This is a genomic window from Pseudomonas sp. SB113 (assembly GCF_040754745.1).
Taxonomy (GTDB): Bacteria; Pseudomonadota; Gammaproteobacteria; order Pseudomonadales; family Pseudomonadaceae; genus Aquipseudomonas; species Aquipseudomonas grimontii.
The window spans coordinates 20,188-41,581 of the sequence record NZ_JBFMHW010000014.1; the positions used below are offsets into that span (position 1 = coordinate 20,188).

Genomic DNA, 21,394 nt, shown 5'->3' on the forward strand with positions numbered 1-21,394 from the left:
TCAATGCCCCTTGTGCTGGAGGTGGTCGTCATCGCTGCCATCGTCGGCAGCCGACAACGGACGCGCCGGTGTGCGTTTCTGGCCAGGGCCACCGTGGGTCGGCTCGGTGCCTTCGTGGGTCACGGGGCCTTTGCGCACCAGGCGCATCATGTAGCCCAGGCCCGCACCAAACAGCGCGAAGTACACCACCACGAACAACACCAGGGTGATCGTCATCTGCGCCAGGCTATGCCCGGAAGACGCATCCGCCGTGCGCATCAACCCGTAGACCACCCACGGCTGTCGGCCGATTTCGGTGGTGAACCAACCGGCGAGAATCGCGATCAGGCCAGACGGGCCCATCCACAGCGCCAGGTACAGGAACGGTTTGGACGTGTACATCTTGTCGCCCCGGCGCAGCCAGAGGCTGAACAGGCCGGTGAAGATCATCAGGAAGCCCAGGCCGACCATGACCCGGAACGACCAGAACACGATGGTCGAATTCGGCCGGTCTTGCGGCGGGAATTCCTTGAGCGCCGGCACCTGTTTGTCCAGGGAGTGGGTCAGGATCAGGCTGCCAAGGTACGGAATTTCCACCGCGTACTTGGTTTTTTCGGCCTTCATGTCCGGCCAGCCAAACAGGATCAGCGGCGTTGGCTCATTGCCTTTGTTTTCCCAGTGGCCTTCGATGGCGGCGATTTTTGCCGGCTGGTGCTCGAGGGTGTTGAGGCCATGGAAGTCACCGATCACCGCCTGGATAGGCGCCACGATCAGGGCCATCCACATCGCCATCGACAACATTTTGCGGATCGCCGGGTTGTCCTTGCCGCGCAGCAAGTGCCAGGCCGCCGAGGAGCCGACGAAGAACGCGGTGGCCACAAAGGCCGCCGTAGCCATATGCGCCAGCCGGTAGGGGAACGAGGGGTTGAAGATCACCGCCAGCCAGTCAGTAGGAATCACGCGGCCATCGATGATTTCAAAGCCTTGCGGCGTTTGCATCCAGCTGTTGGACGCCAGGATCCAAAAGGTCGAGATCAACGTACCGACGGCCACCATCACCGTGGAGAAGAAGTGCAGCTTGCGCCCCACCTTGTTCCAGCCGAACAGCATCACGCCGAGGAAACCGGCTTCGAGGAAGAAGGCCGTAAGCACTTCGTACGTCAGAAGCGGCCCGGTGACGGCGCCGGCGAAGTCCGAGAAACGGCTCCAGTTGGTACCGAACTGGTAGGCCATGACCAAACCGGAGACCACGCCCATGCCGAAGTTGACGGCAAAGATCTTCGACCAGAAATGGTAGAGGTCACGGTAGGTGTCGTTGTGGGTCTTGAGCCACAAGCCTTCCAGCACCGCGAGGTAACTGGCCAGGCCGATGGTGATCGCCGGGAACAGGATGTGGAACGAGATGGTGAACGCGAACTGAATTCGGGCGAGATCTAGCGCCTCCAAACCGAACATAAGTCTTCCTCTGTCAGGTAATACCGGCTGCTGGCGGGAGCCTGCACCCACTGCCCCCACGGATATGGAGTCTGGCGAATTTCAATTCGTTTCTTTTTTTAACCAACCACGTAGGGAATCGGGCCTTGCGGCCACCAGAACAAATTCTGAAATGACTTTGATCTGGATCAATCACAGTCAAAAGAGTAGTCCCATTTTCGCGGTTGGCCTGTGTGGTCTTTTGCCGCGTGACAGCTTGCCTCAGCCTTCTTCTGGCAACTAATTGTTACAGCTTGATGCTAATCTGGCCCTTCCCTCCGGCCTTGACCTGAATTTCCGATGCCTAGTGAACCCGCGTTGCTGTTACGTCACCACCGCCCTTTCATCGCGTTCTGGCTGGCACGGATCTTCACCGCCAGCGGCTTCCAGATGCTTACCGTGGCCATTGGCTGGAACCTCTACCAACTCACCGGCAACGTGCTGGACCTGGGGCTGGTCGGCTTGGTGGAGTTCGTGCCGCGCGTGCTGTTCATGCTGCACACCGGGCATGTGGCCGACCGCTATGAGCGACGCAAAGTCGCGGCCATCTGCCAGACCGTGCAGGCGCTGATTGCCCTCTCCCTGGCCATCGGCGGCCTGACCGGCAACGTGACCCGCGAGATGATCTTTATCCTGGCCTTCCTGCTCGGCGCCGCGCGCTCGTTTGAAATGCCCACCACCCAGGCGCTGTTGCCGAGCATTGTGCCCAGCGCACTGTTCCCGCGCGCCGTGGCCTCGTCGCAGTCGGCCCAGCAACTGGCAACCATCGTCGCCCCGGCGCTCGGTGGTTTGCTTTACGCCTTCGGCAGCGTCTGGGTGTATGGGCCCACGGTGGTGCTGTACATCATTGCCTGCGTGCTGACCCTCAACCTGCCCGCCCGCCAGACCCCGCTCAATAAAGGCAAGGCCACCCTCGATTCGCTGCTGGCCGGCATCCGCTTTATTCGCAGCCGCCCGGACATTCTCGGGGCGATTTCCCTCGACCTGTTCGCCGTGCTGCTGGGCGGCGCCACCGCGTTGCTGCCAGTGTTCGCCAAGGACATCCTGCTGACCGGCGCCTGGGGCCTGGGCCTGTTGCGTTCGGCGCCGGCGGTGGGCGCCTTGTTGATGTCACTGTGGCTGGCACGCTTTTCGGTAGATCGAAAGGTCGGCCGGGTGATGTTCACCGCTGTCGGCGTATTCGGCGTGGCGACCATCGCCTTCGGCCTGTCCACCTCGTTCTGGTTTTCCCTGGCGGTGCTGGTGGTGCTGGGCGCGGCGGACATGATCAGCATGGTGATCCGTGCGTCCTTCGTGCAACTGGAAACCCCGGATGAAATGCGTGGGCGGGTGAGCGCGGTCAACGGCCTGTTTATCGGTGCATCCAACCAACTGGGCGAGTTCGAGTCCGGCCTCACCGCCCATTGGTTCGGCACCGTACCGGCCGTGGTGATGGGCGGGATCGGTACGCTGGTAGTGACCGGGGTGTGGATCAAGCTGTTCCCGACTCTGGCCAACCGGGATCGCATGCATGTGCCGGTGGAAGAGCCCGCTCAAAAAGCTACCGCATAACCCATGTGGGAGGGGGCTTGCCCCCGATAGCGGTGGATCAGTCAACTTATGCTTGGACTGAAACTCCGCCATCGGGAGCAAGTCGAATCGTCGCACCGCCCCTCCCACATTTGGATCTTCACTGTTTGCTGAACCGCGTCAGAGCAGCTTGTCCAGGGTGATCGGAAACTCCCGCACCCGCTTGCCGGTGGCGTGGTAAATCGCATTCGCCACCGCCGCCGCCACGCCGACAATCCCGATCTCGCCCACGCCTTTGGACCCAAGGGCGTTGACGATTTCGTCGTGTTCTTCAACAAACACCACGTCTATGTCGCCGATATCGGCATTTACCGGGATGTGATACTCGGCCAGGCTGTGGTTCATGTAGCGTCCTAACTGATGGTCGACTTGGGTCTCTTCGTGCAGGGCCATGCCGATGCCCCACACCACCCCGCCGAGGATCTGGCTACGGGCCATCTTCGGGTTGACCACCCGCCCGGCCGCAATGGCGCTGACCACGCGGCTGACCTTGATCGTGCCCAAGTCCTCATCCACCCGTACCTCGACGAACACCGCCGAATGGGTGGCGGTGGCGTAACCTTCGCGTTTCTTGTCCGGTTCGCTGTCGACTTGGACCTCCAAGGCCTCTTCGCCACTGTCCTTGACCAGTTGCGCCAACGACACACTCACGTCGCCGGTGTGCAGTTGGCCGTTTTCAAAACGCACGGACTCGGCATCCTTGAACACCGGGTAAGTCTGCCGGGCGATGGTCAGCAGTTTGGCGGTCAACGCTTGGCAGGCTTGCTGCACGGCGGTGCCGACGGACGACACGGTGAACGAGCCGCCTTGCAGCGGTGCAGTGGGCAATGACGAATCGCCGAGCAGAAACACCACGTCCTCCACCGCCACACCACTGGCCTGCGCCGCGATCTGGGTCATCACCGTGTAGGTGCCGGTGCCAATGTCCGTGGTGGCGCTGCTGACCGTCAGTTTGCCCTCGGCGTCGATGCGCGCCTTGGCGCTGGCCTTCATCTGCATGGCCTCCCACACGCCACCGGCCATGCCCCAGCCGATCAACTGGGAGCCGTCGCGCATGCTGCGCGGTTCCGGATTGCGCTGGCGCCAGCCGAAGCGCTCGGCACCTTCGCTGTAACATTCGCGCAGCGCCTTGCTGGACCAGGGTTTATCTTCGTTCTGGTTGCGCTCGGCGTAGTTGACCAGCCGCAGTTGCACCGGGTCCATGCCCAAGGCGCACGCCAACTCGTCCATGGCGCACTCCAGGCCAATCACGCCCAACGCGGCGCCGGGCGCGCGCATGTCCAGTGGCGTGAACACATCCAGCGGCACCAGCTTGTAGGTCAGTTGCACGTTATCGCAGTGGTAAAGCATGCCGCTCCACTCCACCACGTGCTCGCTGAAATCTTCGAAGCGCGAGGTCTGGCCAATCGCCGTATGCCCCAATGCCAGCAGGCGACCATTGGCGGCGGCGCCCATCTGCAAACGCTGCAACGTGCGCGGGCGGTAGCCGAAGGTGAACATCTGCTGGCGGGTCAGGGTGACGCGCACCGAGCGCTTGAGCGCCAGGGATGCCATCACCGCCAAGGGCAATTGATACTGCGGACGCAAGCCCGAGCCGAAGGCACCGCCAACGAATGCAGCAAAGATGCGCACCTGGCTGTTATCCAGGCCGAACACCTTTTGCACATAGGCCTGGCAGTTCTGCGGGCCCTGGGTCTTGTCGTGGATATGCAAGGTGCCGTCCGGCTGATACAGCACGGTACTGGCGTGGGGTTCCATGGGGTTGTGGTGTTCGATGGGCGTGCTGTAGTGCAGGTCGAGACTGACGGCGGCAGCGGCCCACTCGGCCTGGAAGTTGCCGCGTGGCTTGGGCGGCGTTTGCGCTGAAGCATGGGCCTGTTCCTGTTGGGCGAGCAGGTCGGTCTCGAAGTCTTCGCACGCGTATTCGATCTCTACCAGCGAGCCGCCATGCCGCGCCAGTTCGAGGTTGTCGGCAAGCACCAGGGCCAGGGGCTGGCCGCTGTACAGCACACGGTCGTTATACAGCGGGCGAAACGGTGAGCCGTCCGCCGCGTCATCATCCTGGAAGGCATCGTCGTAACTGGCGATTTTCGGCCGGTTGAGGTGATGGATAACCGCCACCACGCCCGGCAGGGCCAGTGCCCTGGCCGCGTCGATAGCCAGCACACGGCCCTTGGCGATGGTGCTGGACACCACACTGCCGTGGAGCAGGCCGTCTTCGGGGAACTCGCCGGCATAACGCGCCTGGCCGGTGACCTTGAGCAGACCGTCGACACGGTCCAGGGGTTTGCCAAGGGCAGTCATGGGCGTTCTCCTGCGACGGCAGCGTCGCTCAGGGCGCGGATCATTGCGCGGCGCGCCAGCTTGATCTTGAAGCCGTTGTGTTCCAGCGGCTCAGCGTCTTGCAGCACCGCGTCGGCGGCGTTGCTGAAGGTCTCGCGGCTGACCACCTGGCCGATCAGCGAGGCTTCCACCGCGCGGTCACGCCAGGGTTTATGGGCCACGCCGCCAAGGGCCAGGCGCGCGTCGACGATTCGCTCGCCCTCCAATTCAAGCGCGGCGGCGACAGACACCAACGCAAACGCGTAAGACGCGCGGTCGCGGACTTTCAAATAATGGCTATGACGAGCCAGGTGGTCGGCGGGCAATTCGATAGCGGTGATCAGCTCATCGTCGGCCAGTTGGTTGTCGCGTTGCGGCGCATCACCGGGCAAGCGGTGGAAGTCGGCAAACTCGATAACCCGCGCACCGCCACGCCCCTCCACATGCACCCGCGCCTCCAGCGCCGCCAGGGCCACGCACATGTCCGAGGGATGAGTGGCCACGCACTGGTCGCTGGCGCCGAGGATCGCATGGATACGGTTCAACCCAGTGCGCGCCGGGCAACCGCTGCCGGGCTCACGCTTATTGCACGGCACCGTGGCGTCATAGAAGTAGTAGCAACGGGTGCGCTGCAACAGGTTGCCACCGGTACTCGCCATATTGCGCAGTTGCGGCGAAGCACCGGCGAGGATCGCCTGGGACAGCAACGGGTAGCGCTGTTCGATCAGCGGATGCCAGGCCAGGTCGGCATTGCTCACCAGCGCGCCGATCCGCAGGCCGCCCTCGGCGGTTTGTTCAATCTCATTGAGCGGCAGGCCGGTGATGTCGATCAGATGCTCGGGGCGGCTGATGTTTTCTTTCATCAAATCCAGCAGGTTGGTGCCGCCGGCAATAAAGCGCGATGCGGCGCTGCTCAGGTGCACGGCTTCGTGGACGTCCGCCGGTTTGCTGTACTGGAAGGGATTCATTGCGCGCCTCCCTGGGTGCGGCAGGCCGGCAAGGCCTCTTCGATGGCATCGCGGATGTTGCTGTAGGCGCCGCAGCGGCACAGGTTTCCGCTCATCAGCTCCTGGATCTGCGCGCTGTCGTGGGCACGGCCTTCATTGGCCAGGCCGACGGCGGAGCAAATCTGACCAGGCGTGCAGTAGCCGCACTGGAAGGCATCGTGCTTGATGAAGGCTTGCTGCATCGGGTGCAGTTGATCGCTGTCGGCGAGGCCTTCGATGGTGGTCAGTTCGGCGCCGTCGCACATCACCGCCAGGGTCAGGCAGGCGTTTATGCGTTTGCCGTCGCGCAATACCGTACAGGCGCCGCATTGGCCGTGGTCACAGCCTTTTTTGCTGCCAACCAGGTCCAGTTGCTCGCGCAGCAGGTCCAGCAACGTGGTCCAGGGCAATACCTCGAGTTGGCGGTCCTGACCATTGAGGGTCAAGCGTATGGAGTGGGCGACGAACGGTTGGACCGCCGCGCCATTAGGGGTCGCGCTCATAAACACCTCACGGGTTGGTGTACATCCGCGGCGTTCAGGAAAGTCGCCGTCTCAGGGGTACGACTTCCCAGGGTATTGAGCGTTCAAGGTGATTGATCAGCGGATATTGAGCAGTGTCTTCAAGGTATTGCGCGGGCCGTTGATCGACGTGTTGCTGTATTCGAACCAGCCTTGGGCTTGGACATTCAGGTCAAATACATAGATGTAGCCCATCAACGTACCCGCACCGCTGCAAGCCTCGCTGATGCTACCGACCTGGCACACGGGCGTACGTTGCCCGTTCAGTTCGGCACCGTTGAAACGGCCCATCGGGTTGTTGCCCAGGCCGACTTCCATCACCGACACTTTGGTGGGCCCACGGTGCGTGCACATCTGGGTGCTTTGCGCGCGTTCCGGGATGGTTTCCGTGCAGCGCGCCGATTCGACCTTGAACACGCGCACCTCGCTCAAGGGCGGTGCAGTCGCGCCCCACACCGGTGCCGCGCCCAGCCACAGGCCGAGACAAGGGATCAGGGCTAGACTCCACGCGTTGGCTTTTTTCATGCTGTCGATGACCCGCTGTTGAACGTCGCCGCAGTATGCCTCAAGGCCATGCGCCACACAGCCTCGGCTGCTGGTATGATGCGCCGCTTTTTCCGATCCTCTCTGGAACCACAGCCGCTTGGCGCAGTTTGTGCTTTGACTTAGAGGTCAACAAATAACGACGCAACATAGCGTCACAGGGAGCAGGCATGCTGGAAAAGCTGTTTCAACTCAAGGCACACAACACCAACGTGCGCACCGAGATCCTCGCGGGCATCACGACATTCCTGGCCATGGCCTACATCCTGTTCGTCAACCCGAGCATCCTCGGCGAGACCGGCATGGACAAAGGCGCGGTGTTTGTCGCGACCTGCCTGGCGGCGGCCATCGGTTCGACCGTGATGGGCCTGATCGCCAACTACCCGATCGCGCTGGCGCCGGGCATGGGCCTCAATGCCTTCTTTACCTACACCGTAGTGCTGCACATGGGCCACACCTGGCAGGTTGCGCTGGGGGCGGTGTTCATTTCGGCGGTGCTGTTCTTCCTGCTGTCGATCTTCCGTATCCGTGAGTGGATCATCAACAGCATCCCCCTGCCCCTGCGCTCGGCGATTGCCGCCGGTATCGGCCTGTTCCTGGCCTTGATCGCCCTGCACAACGCCGGGATCGTGGTGGGCAACCCGAACACCCTGGTGGGCATGGGCGACCTGACTAAACCGGCGCCTATCCTGGCCATCCTCGGCTTCATGCTGATCGTTGCACTGGAAGCCCTGGCCGTGCGCGGTGCAGTGCTGATCGGCATCCTGGCGGTGACCATCGTCTCCATCCTGCTGGGTGTGACCGCGTTTGGCGGCGTGATGTCGATGCCGCCGTCCCTGGCCCCGACCTTCCTGCAACTGGACATCAAGGGCGCGCTGGACATCGGCCTGGTCAGCGTGATCTTCGCCTTCCTGTTCGTTGACCTGTTCGACAACTCCGGCACCCTGATCGGCGTGGCCAAGCGCGCCGGGCTGATGGGCAAGGACGGCCACATGCCGAAAATGGGCCGTGCGCTGATCGCCGACAGCACCGCCGCCATGGCCGGTTCGCTGCTGGGCACCTCGACTACCACCAGTTACATCGAGTCCGCCGCGGGCGTGAGCGCCGGTGGCCGTACCGGCTTGACCGCCATCGTGGTCGCGATCCTGTTCCTGCTGGCGCTGTTCTTCTCGCCGCTGGCCGCCAGCGTACCGGCCTTTGCTACCGCGCCGGCGCTGCTGTTCGTCGCCGTATTGATGACCTCAGGCCTGGCCGAAATCGACTGGGATGACATTACCGTTGCAGCGCCGGTGGTGATCACCGCCCTGGCGATGCCCTTCACATACTCCATCGCCAACGGCATTGCCTTCGGTTTCATCGCCTGGACCGCCATCAAGCTGCTTTCGGGCCGCTACCGTGAGCTCAACCCGGCGCTGGTGATTCTGTCGATTCTGTTCGTGATCAAGCTGGGCTGGTTCAACGCATGACTTTTGACGCCGCACGCTACACCGTTCAACTGCAAGACAAGGTCACGCGTTTGCGTGACCTGCTGGCACCGTTCGACGCACCCGAGCCGCAGGTCTTCGAGTCGCCGTTGCAGAACTTCCGCCTGCGGGCGGAGTTCCGCTTGTGGCGCGAAGGCGGCGAACGCCACTACGCGATGTTCTCCCAGGACGACAAGCGCACGCCGATCCTGATCGAAGCATTCCCCATCGCCAGCCAGCGCATCAACCAGTTGATGCCGCAGCTCAAGGCCGCCTGGCAAGCCAGCGCCGCCCTAAGCCACAAGTTGTTCCAGGTGGAGTTCCTCACCACCCTGGCCGGCGACGCGATGATCACCCTGTGTTATCACCGCCCGCTGGACGAGCACTGGCACACCGCGGCGAATAAGCTGGCGGCTGATTTGAATGTCAGCATCATCGGCCGCTCCAAGGGCAAGCGCGATGTGATCGGCCACGACTACGTGGTGGAAAAACTCGACGTGGGCGGCCGCACCTTCAGCTACCGCCAGCCCGAAGGCGCCTTCACCCAGCCCAACGGCACGGTGAACCAGAAGATGCTCAACTGGGCATACGACGCCTTGGGCGATCGCCCGGATGACCTGCTGGAGCTGTATTGCGGCAACGGCAACTTCACCCTGCCGCTGGCCACCCGTGTGCGTAAAGTGCTGGCCACCGAGATCAGCAAGACCTCGGTGAATGCGGCCCTGAGCAACCTCGATGAAAACGCGGTGGGTAACGTCACCCTGGTGCGCCTCTCCGCCGAAGAACTCACCGAAGCGCTCAATGAAGTGCGACCGTTCCGCCGCCTGCACGGCATCGATCTCAAGAGCTACGAATTCGGTAGCGTGTTCGTCGACCCGCCCCGCGCCGGCATGGACCCGGACACCTGCGAACTGACCCGGCGCTTCGACAACATCCTCTACATCTCCTGCAACCCGGAGACGCTGGCGGCGAACATTGCGCAACTGCATGACACCCACCGCATTACCCAGTGTGCGATGTTTGACCAGTTCCCGTGGACGCACCATATGGAATCCGGGGTGTTATTGACCCGGCGGTAATGCCAAGGCTCATCGCAGCTCTAAATGTGGGAGGGGCGGTGCGACGATTCGACTTGCCCCCGATGGCGGTGCATCAGCTAAAAGTGTGCTGATTGCCCCCCTGCTATCGGGGGCAAGCCCCCTCCCACATTGGATCGGTGTGTTGGCAAATATCTTTGTCAGGCCGACGGCTGGAAATACCCCGCCAACGCCCGCAAGTCCTGCTCACTCAGCAACCCCGCGTAATATTTCAACTGAATCCGCGCCAGCAAATACGCGTGCCGAGCATTCGCCAGGTCGCGGCGGGCGGTGAACAGTTGTTGTTCGGCGTCGAGTACGTCGAGGTTGACCCGCTCACCGCCGCTGACGCTTTTCTTCGTCGCGGTGACCAGTGCCGTGGCGGAGCTGACGGCCATTTCATAAGCCCGCACTTTCGCCGCGCCGCTGGTGTTGAGGTTGAATTGCTTGCGCAGCTCCACCAGCGTGGCCGAGGTTTGGGCGTCCAGTTCGTACTGGGCCTGGCTCAACTGATTGCCTGCCTGACGGGTAGAAGCCGATACCGAGCCACCGGCAAACAACGGCAGGCTGAGCTGGATGCCGACGCTGTTGGTGTCGTACTTCTGGTTGTAGCTGCTTTCGGAATCGGAGCTGGTCTGGCGGCTGCTGGCGTACAGGCTGACCTTGGGCAAGTGCCCGGCGCGTTTACGCTCCACTTCGTAAGAGGCGACGTCCAGCGCGTGGTGTTGGGACTTGAGTTCGGGGTTATTGGCCATGGCCATTTCACGCCACGTCTCGAAGCGGTTGGGCTCCAAGGGCGGGATGTCGAATTGGCGGACCAGGGGGGCCAGCTCTTCGATCTGCAACGGTTGGCCGACAATCGCTTCCAGCTCGCGCAAGGCGCCATCCTGGGCGTCCTGCGACTCGAGCGCCTCTGCCTGGGCCAGGCTCAAGCGCGCCTGGGTTTCCAGTACATCGGTGCGCGTACCTTCGCCGCCTTTGAGCAAGCGATCATTGAGTTGCAGGCGTTCGGCAAACGCACGCTTCTGCGCACGGCTCAACTCGATACGCTCCTGGGCCAGCAGCGCCTGGCTGTAGGCTCTGAGCACGCGCACCGCCAATTCCTGGCTTTTGCCGCGAAAACGCTCATCGGCCATCAGTGCCTGGGCGGTGCCCTGGCGAAAGCGCGCGTAGGCTTCGTAATCCAGCAACGGCTGCTGCAAGGTCAGGGTCGAGGCATAGCTGCGGTAATCACGGTCGCTGGTGACATCGCCCGCCGTCACTTGCGACTCGTTGCGCGAATTGTTGTAGCTCCACGACAGATTCGGCAGCAATGCAGCCCGGCCAATCACGCGATGCTCTTCACCGGCTTCACGTTCCTGGATGGCGGCCTGAAAGGTCGGGTCATTGCGTAGGGCAAGGTCGTAGGCGTCGAGCAAACCCAAGGCATGCGCCGCTGGGGTAACGCTCAGGCACAAGGTAAAAAACAGCGCCTTCATTCTTCCACCAGGGCCATGTGAGTGCGATCCAGCAAGGGTTTGAACAGGTAGTTGAGCAGCGAACGTTCACCGGTCTTGACGAAGGTTTCCACCGGCATGCCCGGACGGATCTGCACGCCGTCCAGTTGTTGCATGCCCGCCGCACTGACCTGGGCGCGCACGGTGTAATAAGGCTCGTCGGTGCGCTCATCGACCTGGCGGTCGGCGGAGACCAGCGTCACCTCACCGGCTACCCGTGGGGTGGTGGCCTGGTTGAAGGCCGAGAACAGCAGTTCCACCGGCAGGCCCGGGTGCACTTTGTCGATCATTTGCACCGGCACCCGTGCTTCCACCCACAGCGGTTCGCCCTGGGGCACGATGTCCATCAGCGCCTGGCCGGGCTTGATCACCCCGCCTTCGGTGTACACGTCCAACCCCACCACCACCCCCGAAGCCGGCGCTCGTACCAGGCTGTTGGCCAGTTCAAACTCGGCCGAGGCCAGGCGGTTGCGCAGGTCGTCACTGCGGGTGCGGGTCTCGGCCAACTGGCCGCGCAGGTCTTTCTGGAAGTCTTCGCCGAGCTGGCGGATGCGCAGGCGCAGTTCCAAAACCTGACGCTGCAACTGGCCGATGCGCCCGTAGTCTTCGGCAATCGCGCCGTCGACCTGGGCATACAGGCGCTCGCTGTCGAGCAGGCGATTGCGCGGGATATAGCCGTCGCGCGCCAACTCGCGCAGCCCTTGCAACTGCTCACTCAACGCCGCGCGCTGCTGCTCCTTGCTCGCTTGGGAATCCCGCGTGCCACGCAACTGCGCCTCGGTGCCGGCGATGGTTTCACGCAGGCCTTGTTGCTCGGTGGCCAGCGCCTGGGCACGGCTGGTGAACAGTTGCCGTTGCAGATTCAGGGTGTTGGCCGCCTCCGGCTCATTCAGCAATTCAGGACCGAATGTGATGGCGGACAGACCTTCGCTTTCCGCACTCAAGCGCGCCTCACTGGCCAAGGACGCCAGGTACTGACTGCGCAGCGACTGCATCTGCCCGCGCAAGGGCGTTTCCTTCAAGCGCAGCAGCACCTGGCCGGCGTTGACCACGTCACCGTCACGCACGTCGATACGTTCGACGATGCCACCGGCGGGATGCTGCACGGTCTTGCGATGGCCAGAGACCATGACCTTGCCCGACACCGCCACGCCCTTGTCCAGTGGCGCCAACGCCGCCCAACCGATAAATCCGGTAAAGCCACCGAGCACCAGCCACCAACCCAGGCGCGAATATTTTTTATCATCCAGCGCCAACACCGTGTGAGCGCGGTCACTGACCAGCACCGGTTTACTCACGCTCATGCCTGTTTTCCTTCACCAAGGCGGTAGCTCATGCTCATGGTCGACACCGGCTTGGAGGCCGCCGGTTTCTGTCGTGCTTCCAACACTCGCGCCGTAGGACCAAAGGCCTGCAACTGGCCGTCCTTGAGGATCAGCAACTGGTCGGTCAGGCTCAGCACATTGGCTTTGTGGGTAATCAGGATCACCGTGCGGCGCTGCTGCTTAAGCTGGGTGATGGCCTGGAGCAGAGCCTGCTCTCCCACTTCGTCGAGGTTGGCATTGGGCTCATCCAGCACGATCAACGCCGGCAGGCCGTACAGCGCACGGGCCAGGGCCACGCGTTGTTTCTGGCCGCCGGACAACCCCGCACCGCCCTCCCCCAACGGCGTGTCGTAGCCTTGGGGCAGTTGCAGGATCAATTCATGCACACCCGCCATTTGCGCGGCGGCGAGGACTTTTTCGGCTTCCCGCTCGGCAAACCGCGCGATGTTGTCGGCGATGCTGCCGGCGAACAGTTGAATGTCCTGGGGCAGGTAGCCGATGTGCGGGCCGAGTTGTTGTTTGTCCCACTGGGCCAGGTCGGCGCCGTCGAGCCGCACCTTGCCGGCCAGCGGTGCCCAGGTGCCCACCAGCACCCGCGCCAGGGTGGATTTGCCGCAACCCGACGGGCCGATCACGCCGAGCACTTCACCCGCTGGCAGGTTGAACCCCAGGTTCACCAGCGCCGGTCGACGGCTGCCGGGGGCGCAGGCGCTGATTTGCTCGACGCTCAACTGGCCCTTGGGCACCGGCAGGCTCATGCGCGGCGGTCGCGCCGGGTTGGCCGCCAGCAGCTGCGACAGCCGCTCATAGGCCAGGCGCGCCGAGCCCCATTGCTTCCAGACGCCGATCAGTTGGTCGATGGGGGTCAACACCCGCCCCATCAGGATCGAGCCGGCAATCATCATCCCCGGCGTGATATCGCCCTGCACCGCCAGCAACGCACCCAGGCCGAGTACCAGCGATTGCAATGCCAGGCGCACGCCCTTGGACCAGGCGGTGACGGCAGCGGTCTTTTCACTGGCCAGGTTTTGCTCGGCGAGGAACGCCTGGTGCTGGTTGAACCAACGCCCGCGCAAGGTGGCGAGCATGCCCATGGCTTCGATGGTGTCGGCATTGCGCAGGTTGGCCGTGGCCTGCTGGCTGGCGTGGATGGACAGTTGGCTGGCCTGGGCCATCGGCGCCTGGCTGACGTGGTGGTTGATCCACGCCAACGCGATCAATACCACTGCGCCGCCCAATGCCAGCAGGCCAAGCCAGGGGTGGAACAGGAAGATCACCAGCAGGTACACCGGAAACCACGGCGCATCGAAAAACGCGAACAGCGCCTGGCCGGTGGCGAACTGGCGCAAGGTGGTCAGGTCATGCAACGCCTGGCCCGCCGCCTGGGTGCCGCCTTTGAGTTGCGCTTCGAACGCGGCGTCGTAGACCCGCTGGTTCAGGCGCATGTCCATCTGCGTGCCGAGGCGGATCACCACCTGGCTGCGCACCCACTCCAACGCGCCCATCAGGCCGAACAGGCCGAGGATCATCAACGTCAGCATGAGCAGGGTCATCTGATTGCCCGAGGCCAGCACCCGGTCGTACACCTGCAGCATGTACAACGCCGGGGCCAGCATCAGCAGGTTGATCACCGCCGAGAACAGGCCGATGTTGAAGAAGCCACCTTTATAGGCCGTGAGGGCGGCCAGGGTTTCATTGCCGGCGTGGCGCATCTGGGGATTCTCGTGGGGTTGAGCGTGCAGCGTCGCCGCGTTGACAGGCAATACGACGCTGCGCAGAATTCGGCACCGCCGTCGCCGGAAGAGTTAGAAGGCTTGGGCGACGGCGGTGTAATGCAGCGAATGGGAGAGCGATCTTCCATTCGCTTTTTTCATGCAGCAGCAGGTTCAGGCGGCGAGTGCCCAGTCCTGTGCCACGTCCTGCACGCCCACCAGGGCAACGTGGGTGGACACTGCGCTGGCGTGTGCCGCCAGGCCCGCCGACACTTCGTCGAACGTGCTGGCAGTGGACAGGCCAAAGTCGTCGAGCAGGTTGTTGAGCACGGTTTCCAGCGCGGCGGTGTCGCCCTGCATCAAACCGTAGATCACGCTTTGTACTTCGTTGCCAGCCCGGCCGGCGCCCTCGGCGGCGCTCAGGTCGAGGCCGTTGAACGCGACTTTGAAGTCGCTCAGGCTGAAGTCGCTGCCATTGCCGCCACCCAGACCAGTGCCCAGTTGCACATTATCCAGGTCGCCCCACAGGTAGTGGTTCAGGTTGCTGCTGGCAGGCAACGACGGGTTGAACACATAGTGCAGGCCATTGCTGGTATCGCTGTCGGCGATGAACGCGTACTCGGAGTTGTTGGCGCCGTGGGTCGAATACTGGTCGCCGCTGAGGGTGCCGTTGCTGAAGCCGCCCGTGTTACTGGTGCCGTGACCTGCCGTGTTGAACCCCACTGCCCAGGAGCTCAGGTAGTCCGATACCGACAGAGAACCCAGGCCCGAATCGTAGCTAACAGAAATAGTCATCACTAAACCTCGTTAAACAACGTTTTTGATGAACACGCCGGAGCGGCGCGCCTTTTTGCCCACCCATGGGCAAAACCGTTAATCAGCGGCCTGCGCACACTGATCAGAATTTGTATTCCAGCATTCCGCTCAGGGTTCGCCCGCGCGCCAGGCTGAGGTTGTTGGCGTCGCCCATGGCGACGAAATAGGCTTCATCGGTGGCGTTTTCCAGCGCCAGTGCAATGTTCAATTGATCGGTCATCCAGTAACTGGCGTACAGGTCATAGAGCGTGTACTTGGGCCACATCGCCTGATCCATCAGTTCGTAGCCCTGCTGATTGAGGTTTTCGCCGTTGCCCGAGCTGTAGCGCACACGCACACCGGTATCCAGGCGTTTTTCCAGCAAGCGCGTACCCAGCGTCAGCGAGCCGCGATCGGCAGGCATGTACGTGGCATTCCCCATGATTCTCCCGCAGCTTTCCTTGTTGTTGGCGACGTCGTCATCCAACACTTCATAGGTGGTGACCGGCCGTATGCTGATGCGCCCATCCGGCAGTGTGAAGCGCTCCAGGCGCGTGGTCCTTGGCCCGGTGGTCTTGGCGCCGCCCATGTAATAGTTCTTCGAGCAGAACTCATTGCTGCCGATCATGTGGGTGTAGCTGAGGTTGGCGTACGCGCGCCCCATGTCGTAATTGAGCTGGTATTCGACCCCGCGAAACCGCGTCGGGTTGGTGTTATTGACGTAAGCCATGGTGCCGAGAAATCCACCCACCTGGGTTTCCGGCAAGCTGACGCTGGTGTTGAGGAAAGAGAAGTTTTCAATCCGGGTATCGAAATAAGCCACCTTCATGCCGAGGCGGTCATCACTGAAGAACAAGCCCTCCTTGAAGACATTCATGCCCACTTCCCAATCCCGTGACTCTTCAGGCTTGAGGTACGGGTTGGGAAACACGCGCTCTCCCGAACCACCACCGTGGGGTCGGCCGGTCATGAAGGTTTCGGTCACCGCCGGTGGCCGCCAGCCCTTGCCCCAACGGGTATAGAGTTGCAGCCAGTCCACGCCCGGCTTCACCGCAAGACCGAAGGTGGGGGAAAACTGGCCTTCTTCACGGTCAACCTCGATCACTTCCGAGACACGCCTGGCGCCGACGAGGCTGTTGTAGAAACGATCACGCCGGTACAGGGTCATGCCGGTTTCGCCTTCGAGCCGATAGCGGTCATAACGCAAGCCCGCATCCAGGGTCAGCCAGCCGCCATAGTCGTACTGCGCGTTGTTGAACAGGCTCGCGATGGTGCGTTTGCCCCCCGGCGTACTGCCCTCGGCGTAAGGCAACAAGCCCAGGTTGTTGGTGGCTTCCACTTTGTTGGTGCGTGGCTTGAACTCGTCCTGATACAACTCCACACCGTAGTTCCAGGTGACATGCCCCCGCTCGCCGAAATCAAACCGTGAGGTGTTGTCACCCTGCAGGCCCCAGGTGTCGGTCTGGAAGTGATCGGTGTAGGCACCGACGTAGTTACCGGTACCCGGCGACGCCTGGTTGGGGCTGTTGCCGCGATCCATCTGGGTGGTGACGTAATAGAGCTTGGCCTTGAGATCGATCAGCGGGTTGTCCGGGCTGTAGCTGTAGTCCAGCGCGACGTTTTTCGCGTTGAGATTGTTTTTGCTGGTGCGCACGTAGTAGGTGCTCTGAAGGTCGTCGGCGATATAGCCCCAGGCATCGTTACTGTCGGTGTCGGTTTCCAGGTAGCTCAACTGCAGGCGTTGGTCGTTGGGCAGGTTCAGGCCAAACTTGACGATCTGTGAGCGGGTCACGCTGCCGGTGTCGCCGACTTCGCTGTTCAACCAGTCGTCGAAGGCAGCCGGCGCATACTTCCTGGCCCGCAGGTTGGTGCCCAGGTTGTCGTCGTTGTGCCTGCCGGCGCGGTAGTTACCGAAATGCCGCTCGCTGTAGCCCAGCAATACATCGCCGCGCTCATCACCAAAGGCAAACACGCCGCTGCCGTTGAAATCGGTGCCGTTACCCAGCGCTCCGATGCCGCTGCCGGCGCGAAGGCGGCCGCCGTAGTCCTTGCCGTCTTTGAGAAACTCACTGGCATCCAGGGTCTTGAACGACGCAATGCCGCCCAACACCGCAGCGCCGCCCTGCCCCGACTGGCTGCCTTTGTCGATCTCGATGCTGGAGATGAACTCCGGGTCGATCAGCATGGTGCCGTTACGCTGCTGGTGGCCGTTGACGTTGAAGTTCTGGCGCATGCCGTCGATGTTCATGTTCACGCGGCCATAGTCCTGCACGCCGCGAATATTCACCGACAGGCCGGGGTCGCGCTGGTCGACGGCAGTGTAGACGCCGGCGGTTTCTTCAAGCATGTCGGCGGCATGGCGGGGCGGACGTTTATCGATCATGTCCCGGCTGATCACCGCCACGGACTTTGGGGTCTGGTACACCCAGTCGCTGGCCTGGCCATTGGTGTTGCCGGTGATGGTGGTGGTACCCACGGTGATGGCTCCAGCGTGGTCGTCGCTGACACGGTTGAGGGTGACCTGCCGCTCGCCGGTAAAGCGATATTCCACCGGTGTGGCACCGAGCAATCGGCCAAGCCCTTCCTGCACGCTGAAGCTGCCTTTGAGCGCGGTGCTGCTCAAGCCTTGCAGGCGCGGGCTGTCGAACAACACCTGCAAACCGGCTTGGTCGGCAAAGGCCAATATGGCACTGCCCAAGGATTGCGCCGGCACATCGAACGCCAGCACCGCCGGCTGGGCAGCGCCCACCTGAGGCTGCGCCGCATACACGGGAGCGATTGCGGCGAACAAGCCCAAGTGGATGGCCAGGGCTAACCGGCTACCGGTGATACGCCCCTTGGTGAGTGCTGACATTTCTGGTTTCCCTGCGCTGATCGTATTTTTGTTTATGCGAATGCTTCTCACCTAGCAAGACGTACGAGGCGCAGGAAGTCAGTAAGACTTTTTCAAAAGTTTTTGAGCCGGGGGTTTTAAGCGAGTGGGAGCGGGCCTCCCACCGGGTCATCAATAGATCAGGCTGAGGCCTGCCAGGTCCAAGCGTTGCACTTGAAGTTCCTGGGTGAGGGTGCCGAGGGCGCTGTCGAGCATGTCGAGACGGAAGACGCCGCTGACTTCGCGCTCGCCCAGGTCGGCATGGGTCAACACCACCCGCCCTGGGCGGTAGCGATTGAGCTGCTCAATAACCTTGGCCAGGGGCTGGCGATCAAAGATCAGCACACCCCGTCGCCAACTGGTGGCACGGTCTACATCGAACTGATCCAGGGGCACGACACCCTCCTGGGCGTTGTAGCGCACCGCCTGGCCCTCCTGGAGCACCCGGTCGCTCGGGCCTTTTTTCGGCGAGGCATGCAAAGAGACTTCGACGCTGTGCTGCAACACGCCCACCCATGCCTGGGGTTCGGCCTCGCGCGCCACCACAAACCGCGTGCCCAGCGCCCGCGTCTGCCCGCCGGCACTCTGCACCACGAACGGGCGGGTCTCCTGACCCACCATCGGCGCCACATCAAAAATCGCCGAACCCTGGATCAGGCTGATGCGCCGTTGCACGCCGTCGTAATCCAGGCGGATAGCACTCGCGGAATCCAGCTCCACCGTGCTGCCATCGGCCAAGTGCACGGTGCGCACCTCGCCCTTTTGGGTGACATAGTCAGCCTGCATGCGCAACCAGGCATCCGGCCCGCGCACCCAGCCAACGCCCGCCGCCACCACGACCAGCGCCACCGCCACCGCACGCTGCCACGGCCTTCGTCGCGAGGTTCGGCGCAGCGGCAGCGCCGCCGCAGACGGACGCTGGCGATACAGCGGCTCGTCCTTATGCACCTCGCCCAACGCCGCCCAGGTCTGTTCGGCAAAGCGCAGCGCCGCTTCATGGCGGCTGTCGCAGGCGATCCACTGGCGCAGCTCGGCCTGCTCCTGGTCGGTCAGGGCACCGGCGTGCAGGCGCACCGCCCACTCGGCGGCCTCCTCGGTAATGCTGTGCTGCTGCTGACCCTGGCTATTCACGTGTGAATCTCGAATTTTTCGTTATATGACGCTGTGACGTCTGAGCTGAGGTTTTTCCGTAATTCATTTGTCGGATGGCCCCACCTCACCGTCCTGCAAGCGCTGCATCACATACGCCAACGCCTTGGCCAGGTGCTTTTGCACGGAACTGTCGGAGATGTCCAAATGCCGGGCAACCTGGGCGTGGGTCATGCCCTCTATACGGTTCAGACGGAAGATCTGCTGGGTTCGTTCCGGCAGCTCCGCCAACGCCTGCTTCAATGCCTGTCGCTGTTGCTGCGCCATTGCCTGAGCCTCCAACCCGGCCACGTCATCTTCAATCTCGGCCAGCGCCTCATGGGGCACGGAATCTGTCTTGCGCCGCGCTTCCTGGCGAATATGGTCGATCAGCAGATTGCTCGCCGTTCGATAGAGATAGCCCTGGGAGTTGTCGATACGCTCGCCGACCGGTTTTTCCGCCAGGCGCAGGAAGCTCTCCTGTACCAGGTCGGCAGCCAACTGCGGGTCCCGTACCTTGCGCGCCAGATACCCGCGCAGGGTATCGGCATGCTTGAGAAACAGGCCTTTGAGATCCACGTCCGACAAACCGACTCCCTGGAATGTAAAGGAAACAGGCGGGCATCTTAAGCGTTATCGAGAATGATTTTCAATTGATATGTAGTCTGATTCGAACCTGCACACTGCGCGATTAAGAGTTCGATAATCGAACATATCCGCTGCCATCAATTGACCAAATTAACTAACCAGTACATTTTATCCCCACAATGAACAAGAACTGTGGAGATACCCTTTATGCCGCCCATCGTGCTGGTGCTCAACGGCCCCAACCTCAACCTGCTCGGCACCCGCGAACCCGCGACCTACGGCCATGAAACCCTGGCCGACGTCGCTGCCCTGTGCGGCCGCAGCGCCGAACAACTGGGACTGAAAATCGAATTTCGGCAGACCAATCACGAGGGCGAACTGCTGGACTGGATCCACGGCGCCCGCGCCCGCTGCGCCGGTATCGTGATCAATCCGGCCGCCTGGACGCACACTTCGGTGGCGATTCGCGATGCCCTGGTAGCCAGTGAAGTGCCAGTGATCGAGGTGCACTTATCCAATGTGCATGCGCGCGAGGCGTTCCGGCATCACTCATTCGTGTCGCCCATCGCCAAGGCGGTGCTCGCGGGCTTTGGCAGCCATGGCTACCACTTGGCCCTGGAACATTTCAGCCAGTTGCTGAAGGGGTCGGCCCGATGAAACCGCGCATCCTCGCCGGCCTGATCGGCGCCGGCATCCAGGCCTCCCGCACCCCCGCCCTGCATGAGCAGGAAGGCGACGCCCAAGGCTTGCGTTACCTGTATCGCCTGATTGACCTTGAGCCCCTGCACCTGGATATCAACGCCCTGCCCGACCTGCTGGACGCTGCCGAGTTGATGCACTTCACCGGATTGAACATTACCTACCCGTGCAAGCAGGCGATCCTGCCGCTGCTCGATGATTTGTCCGACGAGGCCCGAGGCATCGGCGCGGTCAACACCGTGGTCTTCAAGGACGGCAAGCGTATCGGCCATAACACCGACTGCCTGGGATTTGCCGAGGGCTTTCGCCGCAACCTCAACGATGTGCCGCGCCAACGCGTGGTGCAGATGGGCGCGGGTGGCGCAGGCGCCGCAGTGGCGCATGCGTTATTGGCGGAGGGTGTCGAACATTTGAGTATTTTCGACGTGGACGCCAGCCGCGCCCGCGACCTTGTGGATAACCTCGCCCAGCGTTTCGGCACCGGCCGCGCCCAGGTCGGCACCGACCTTGCAAACGCCATGGCCGAGGCGGACGGCCTGGTCAACACCACGCCGATGGGCATGGCCAAACTGCCCGGTACCCCGGTGCCAGCGGCGCTGCTGAGAGCCGAACTGTGGGTAGCTGAAATTGTGTATTTCCCGCTGGAGACCGAACTGCTGCGCGACGCCCGCGCCTTGGGCTGCCGCACCCTGGATGGCGGCAACATGGCGGTGTTCCAGGCGGTGAAGGCATTTGAACTGTTCAGCGGTGAGGTGCCGGACGCGCAGCGAATGCTCGCGCACTTCAAAAGCATGAATACCTGACCGACGAAACCGGATCAAAAAAATGTGGGAGGGGGCTTGCCCCC

At 62.5% G+C, this 21,394-nt stretch carries 17 protein-coding genes; 5 read left to right on the forward strand and 12 right to left on the reverse strand.

Going from position 1 to position 21,394, the window contains the following annotated elements:
• Complete coding sequence (locus AB1462_RS18740) at positions 1-1,434, reverse strand: cytochrome ubiquinol oxidase subunit I (RefSeq protein ID WP_090399625.1); 1,434 nt, start codon at positions 1,432-1,434, stop codon at positions 1-3.
• Between the two features lie 318 nt (positions 1,435-1,752).
• Here AB1462_RS18740 and AB1462_RS18745 point away from each other — a divergent pair, with 318 nt between their 5' ends.
• On the forward strand, positions 1,753-3,003 hold the full coding sequence (locus AB1462_RS18745; RefSeq protein WP_090399622.1) for an MFS transporter: 1,251 nt from the start codon (positions 1,753-1,755) through the stop codon (positions 3,001-3,003).
• Positions 3,004-3,141: 138 nt separating this feature from the next.
• On the opposite strand, the gene AB1462_RS18750 is transcribed toward AB1462_RS18745, so the two are convergent.
• From AB1462_RS18750 to AB1462_RS18765, 4 genes are all read right to left on the reverse strand, one after another.
• Positions 3,142-5,325, reverse strand: coding sequence for a xanthine dehydrogenase family protein molybdopterin-binding subunit (locus AB1462_RS18750; protein ID WP_367247602.1), 2,184 nt, complete (start codon positions 5,323-5,325; stop codon positions 3,142-3,144).
• Positions 5,322-6,311 carry a xanthine dehydrogenase family protein subunit M gene (locus AB1462_RS18755; RefSeq protein WP_090399617.1) on the reverse strand — a complete coding sequence of 330 codons (990 nt, stop codon included), beginning with the start codon at positions 6,309-6,311 and terminating at the stop codon, positions 5,322-5,324. The genes AB1462_RS18750 and AB1462_RS18755 overlap by 4 nt, the downstream gene beginning before the upstream one ends.
• Positions 6,308-6,832 carry a (2Fe-2S)-binding protein gene (locus AB1462_RS18760; protein ID WP_259194192.1) on the reverse strand — a complete coding sequence of 175 codons (525 nt, stop codon included), beginning with the start codon at positions 6,830-6,832 and terminating at the stop codon, positions 6,308-6,310. The genes AB1462_RS18755 and AB1462_RS18760 overlap by 4 nt, the downstream gene beginning before the upstream one ends.
• Before the next feature lie 96 nt (positions 6,833-6,928).
• Positions 6,929-7,375, reverse strand: coding sequence for a YolA family protein (locus AB1462_RS18765; RefSeq protein ID WP_259194191.1), 447 nt, complete (start codon positions 7,373-7,375; stop codon positions 6,929-6,931).
• 188 nt (positions 7,376-7,563) lie between these two features.
• On the opposite strand from AB1462_RS18765, the gene AB1462_RS18770 reads away from it, so the two are divergent.
• The gene (locus AB1462_RS18770) at positions 7,564-8,859 is read left to right on the forward strand and encodes an NCS2 family permease (protein ID WP_053137959.1); all 1,296 of its coding nucleotides are present in this window, start codon (positions 7,564-7,566) and stop codon (positions 8,857-8,859) included.
• Positions 8,856-9,935 (forward strand): tRNA (uridine(54)-C5)-methyltransferase TrmA, encoded by a 1,080-nt coding sequence (trmA, locus tag AB1462_RS18775; protein ID WP_367247603.1) that lies wholly within the window; start codon positions 8,856-8,858, stop codon positions 9,933-9,935. Before AB1462_RS18770 ends, trmA begins: the two co-directional genes overlap by 4 nt.
• Before the next feature lie 158 nt (positions 9,936-10,093).
• On the opposite strand, the gene AB1462_RS18780 is transcribed toward trmA, so the two are convergent.
• The 7 genes from AB1462_RS18780 to AB1462_RS18810 all read right to left on the reverse strand — a co-directional run bounded on the left by AB1462_RS18780 (position 10,094) and on the right by AB1462_RS18810 (position 19,848).
• Positions 10,094-11,410 (reverse strand): TolC family outer membrane protein, encoded by a 1,317-nt coding sequence (locus tag AB1462_RS18780; protein ID WP_367247604.1) that lies wholly within the window; start codon positions 11,408-11,410, stop codon positions 10,094-10,096.
• Positions 11,407-12,732, reverse strand: a complete 1,326-nt coding sequence (locus AB1462_RS18785; protein WP_090399607.1) for an HlyD family type I secretion periplasmic adaptor subunit — start codon at positions 12,730-12,732, stop codon at positions 11,407-11,409. The genes AB1462_RS18780 and AB1462_RS18785 overlap by 4 nt, the downstream gene beginning before the upstream one ends.
• Complete coding sequence (locus tag AB1462_RS18790; RefSeq protein ID WP_367247605.1) at positions 12,729-14,465, reverse strand: type I secretion system permease/ATPase; 1,737 nt, start codon at positions 14,463-14,465, stop codon at positions 12,729-12,731. Before AB1462_RS18790 ends, AB1462_RS18785 begins: the two co-directional genes overlap by 4 nt.
• Before the next feature lie 174 nt (positions 14,466-14,639).
• Complete coding sequence (locus AB1462_RS18795) at positions 14,640-15,260, reverse strand: heme acquisition protein HasA (RefSeq protein WP_367247606.1); 621 nt, start codon at positions 15,258-15,260, stop codon at positions 14,640-14,642.
• A gap of 103 nt (positions 15,261-15,363) precedes the next feature.
• Positions 15,364-18,114, reverse strand: a complete 2,751-nt coding sequence (locus AB1462_RS18800; RefSeq protein WP_367247607.1) for a TonB-dependent hemoglobin/transferrin/lactoferrin family receptor — start codon at positions 18,112-18,114, stop codon at positions 15,364-15,366.
• 150 nt (positions 18,115-18,264) lie between these two features.
• The gene (locus AB1462_RS18805; protein ID WP_367247608.1) at positions 18,265-19,263 is read right to left on the reverse strand and encodes a FecR domain-containing protein; all 999 of its coding nucleotides are present in this window, start codon (positions 19,261-19,263) and stop codon (positions 18,265-18,267) included.
• A 63-nt stretch (positions 19,264-19,326) separates the two neighbouring features.
• Positions 19,327-19,848, reverse strand: a complete 522-nt coding sequence (locus AB1462_RS18810) for an RNA polymerase sigma factor (protein WP_259194186.1) — start codon at positions 19,846-19,848, stop codon at positions 19,327-19,329.
• Positions 19,849-20,055: 207 nt separating this feature from the next.
• Here AB1462_RS18810 and aroQ point away from each other — a divergent pair, with 207 nt between their 5' ends.
• Positions 20,056-20,505 carry a type II 3-dehydroquinate dehydratase gene (gene aroQ, locus AB1462_RS18815; protein WP_010206717.1) on the forward strand — a complete coding sequence of 150 codons (450 nt, stop codon included), beginning with the start codon at positions 20,056-20,058 and terminating at the stop codon, positions 20,503-20,505.
• Entirely contained in the window at positions 20,502-21,350 is an 849-nt protein-coding gene (locus tag AB1462_RS18820) for a shikimate dehydrogenase (RefSeq protein WP_367247609.1), read from the forward strand. The genes aroQ and AB1462_RS18820 overlap by 4 nt, the downstream gene beginning before the upstream one ends.
• The last annotated feature ends 44 nt before the right edge of the window (positions 21,351-21,394 follow it).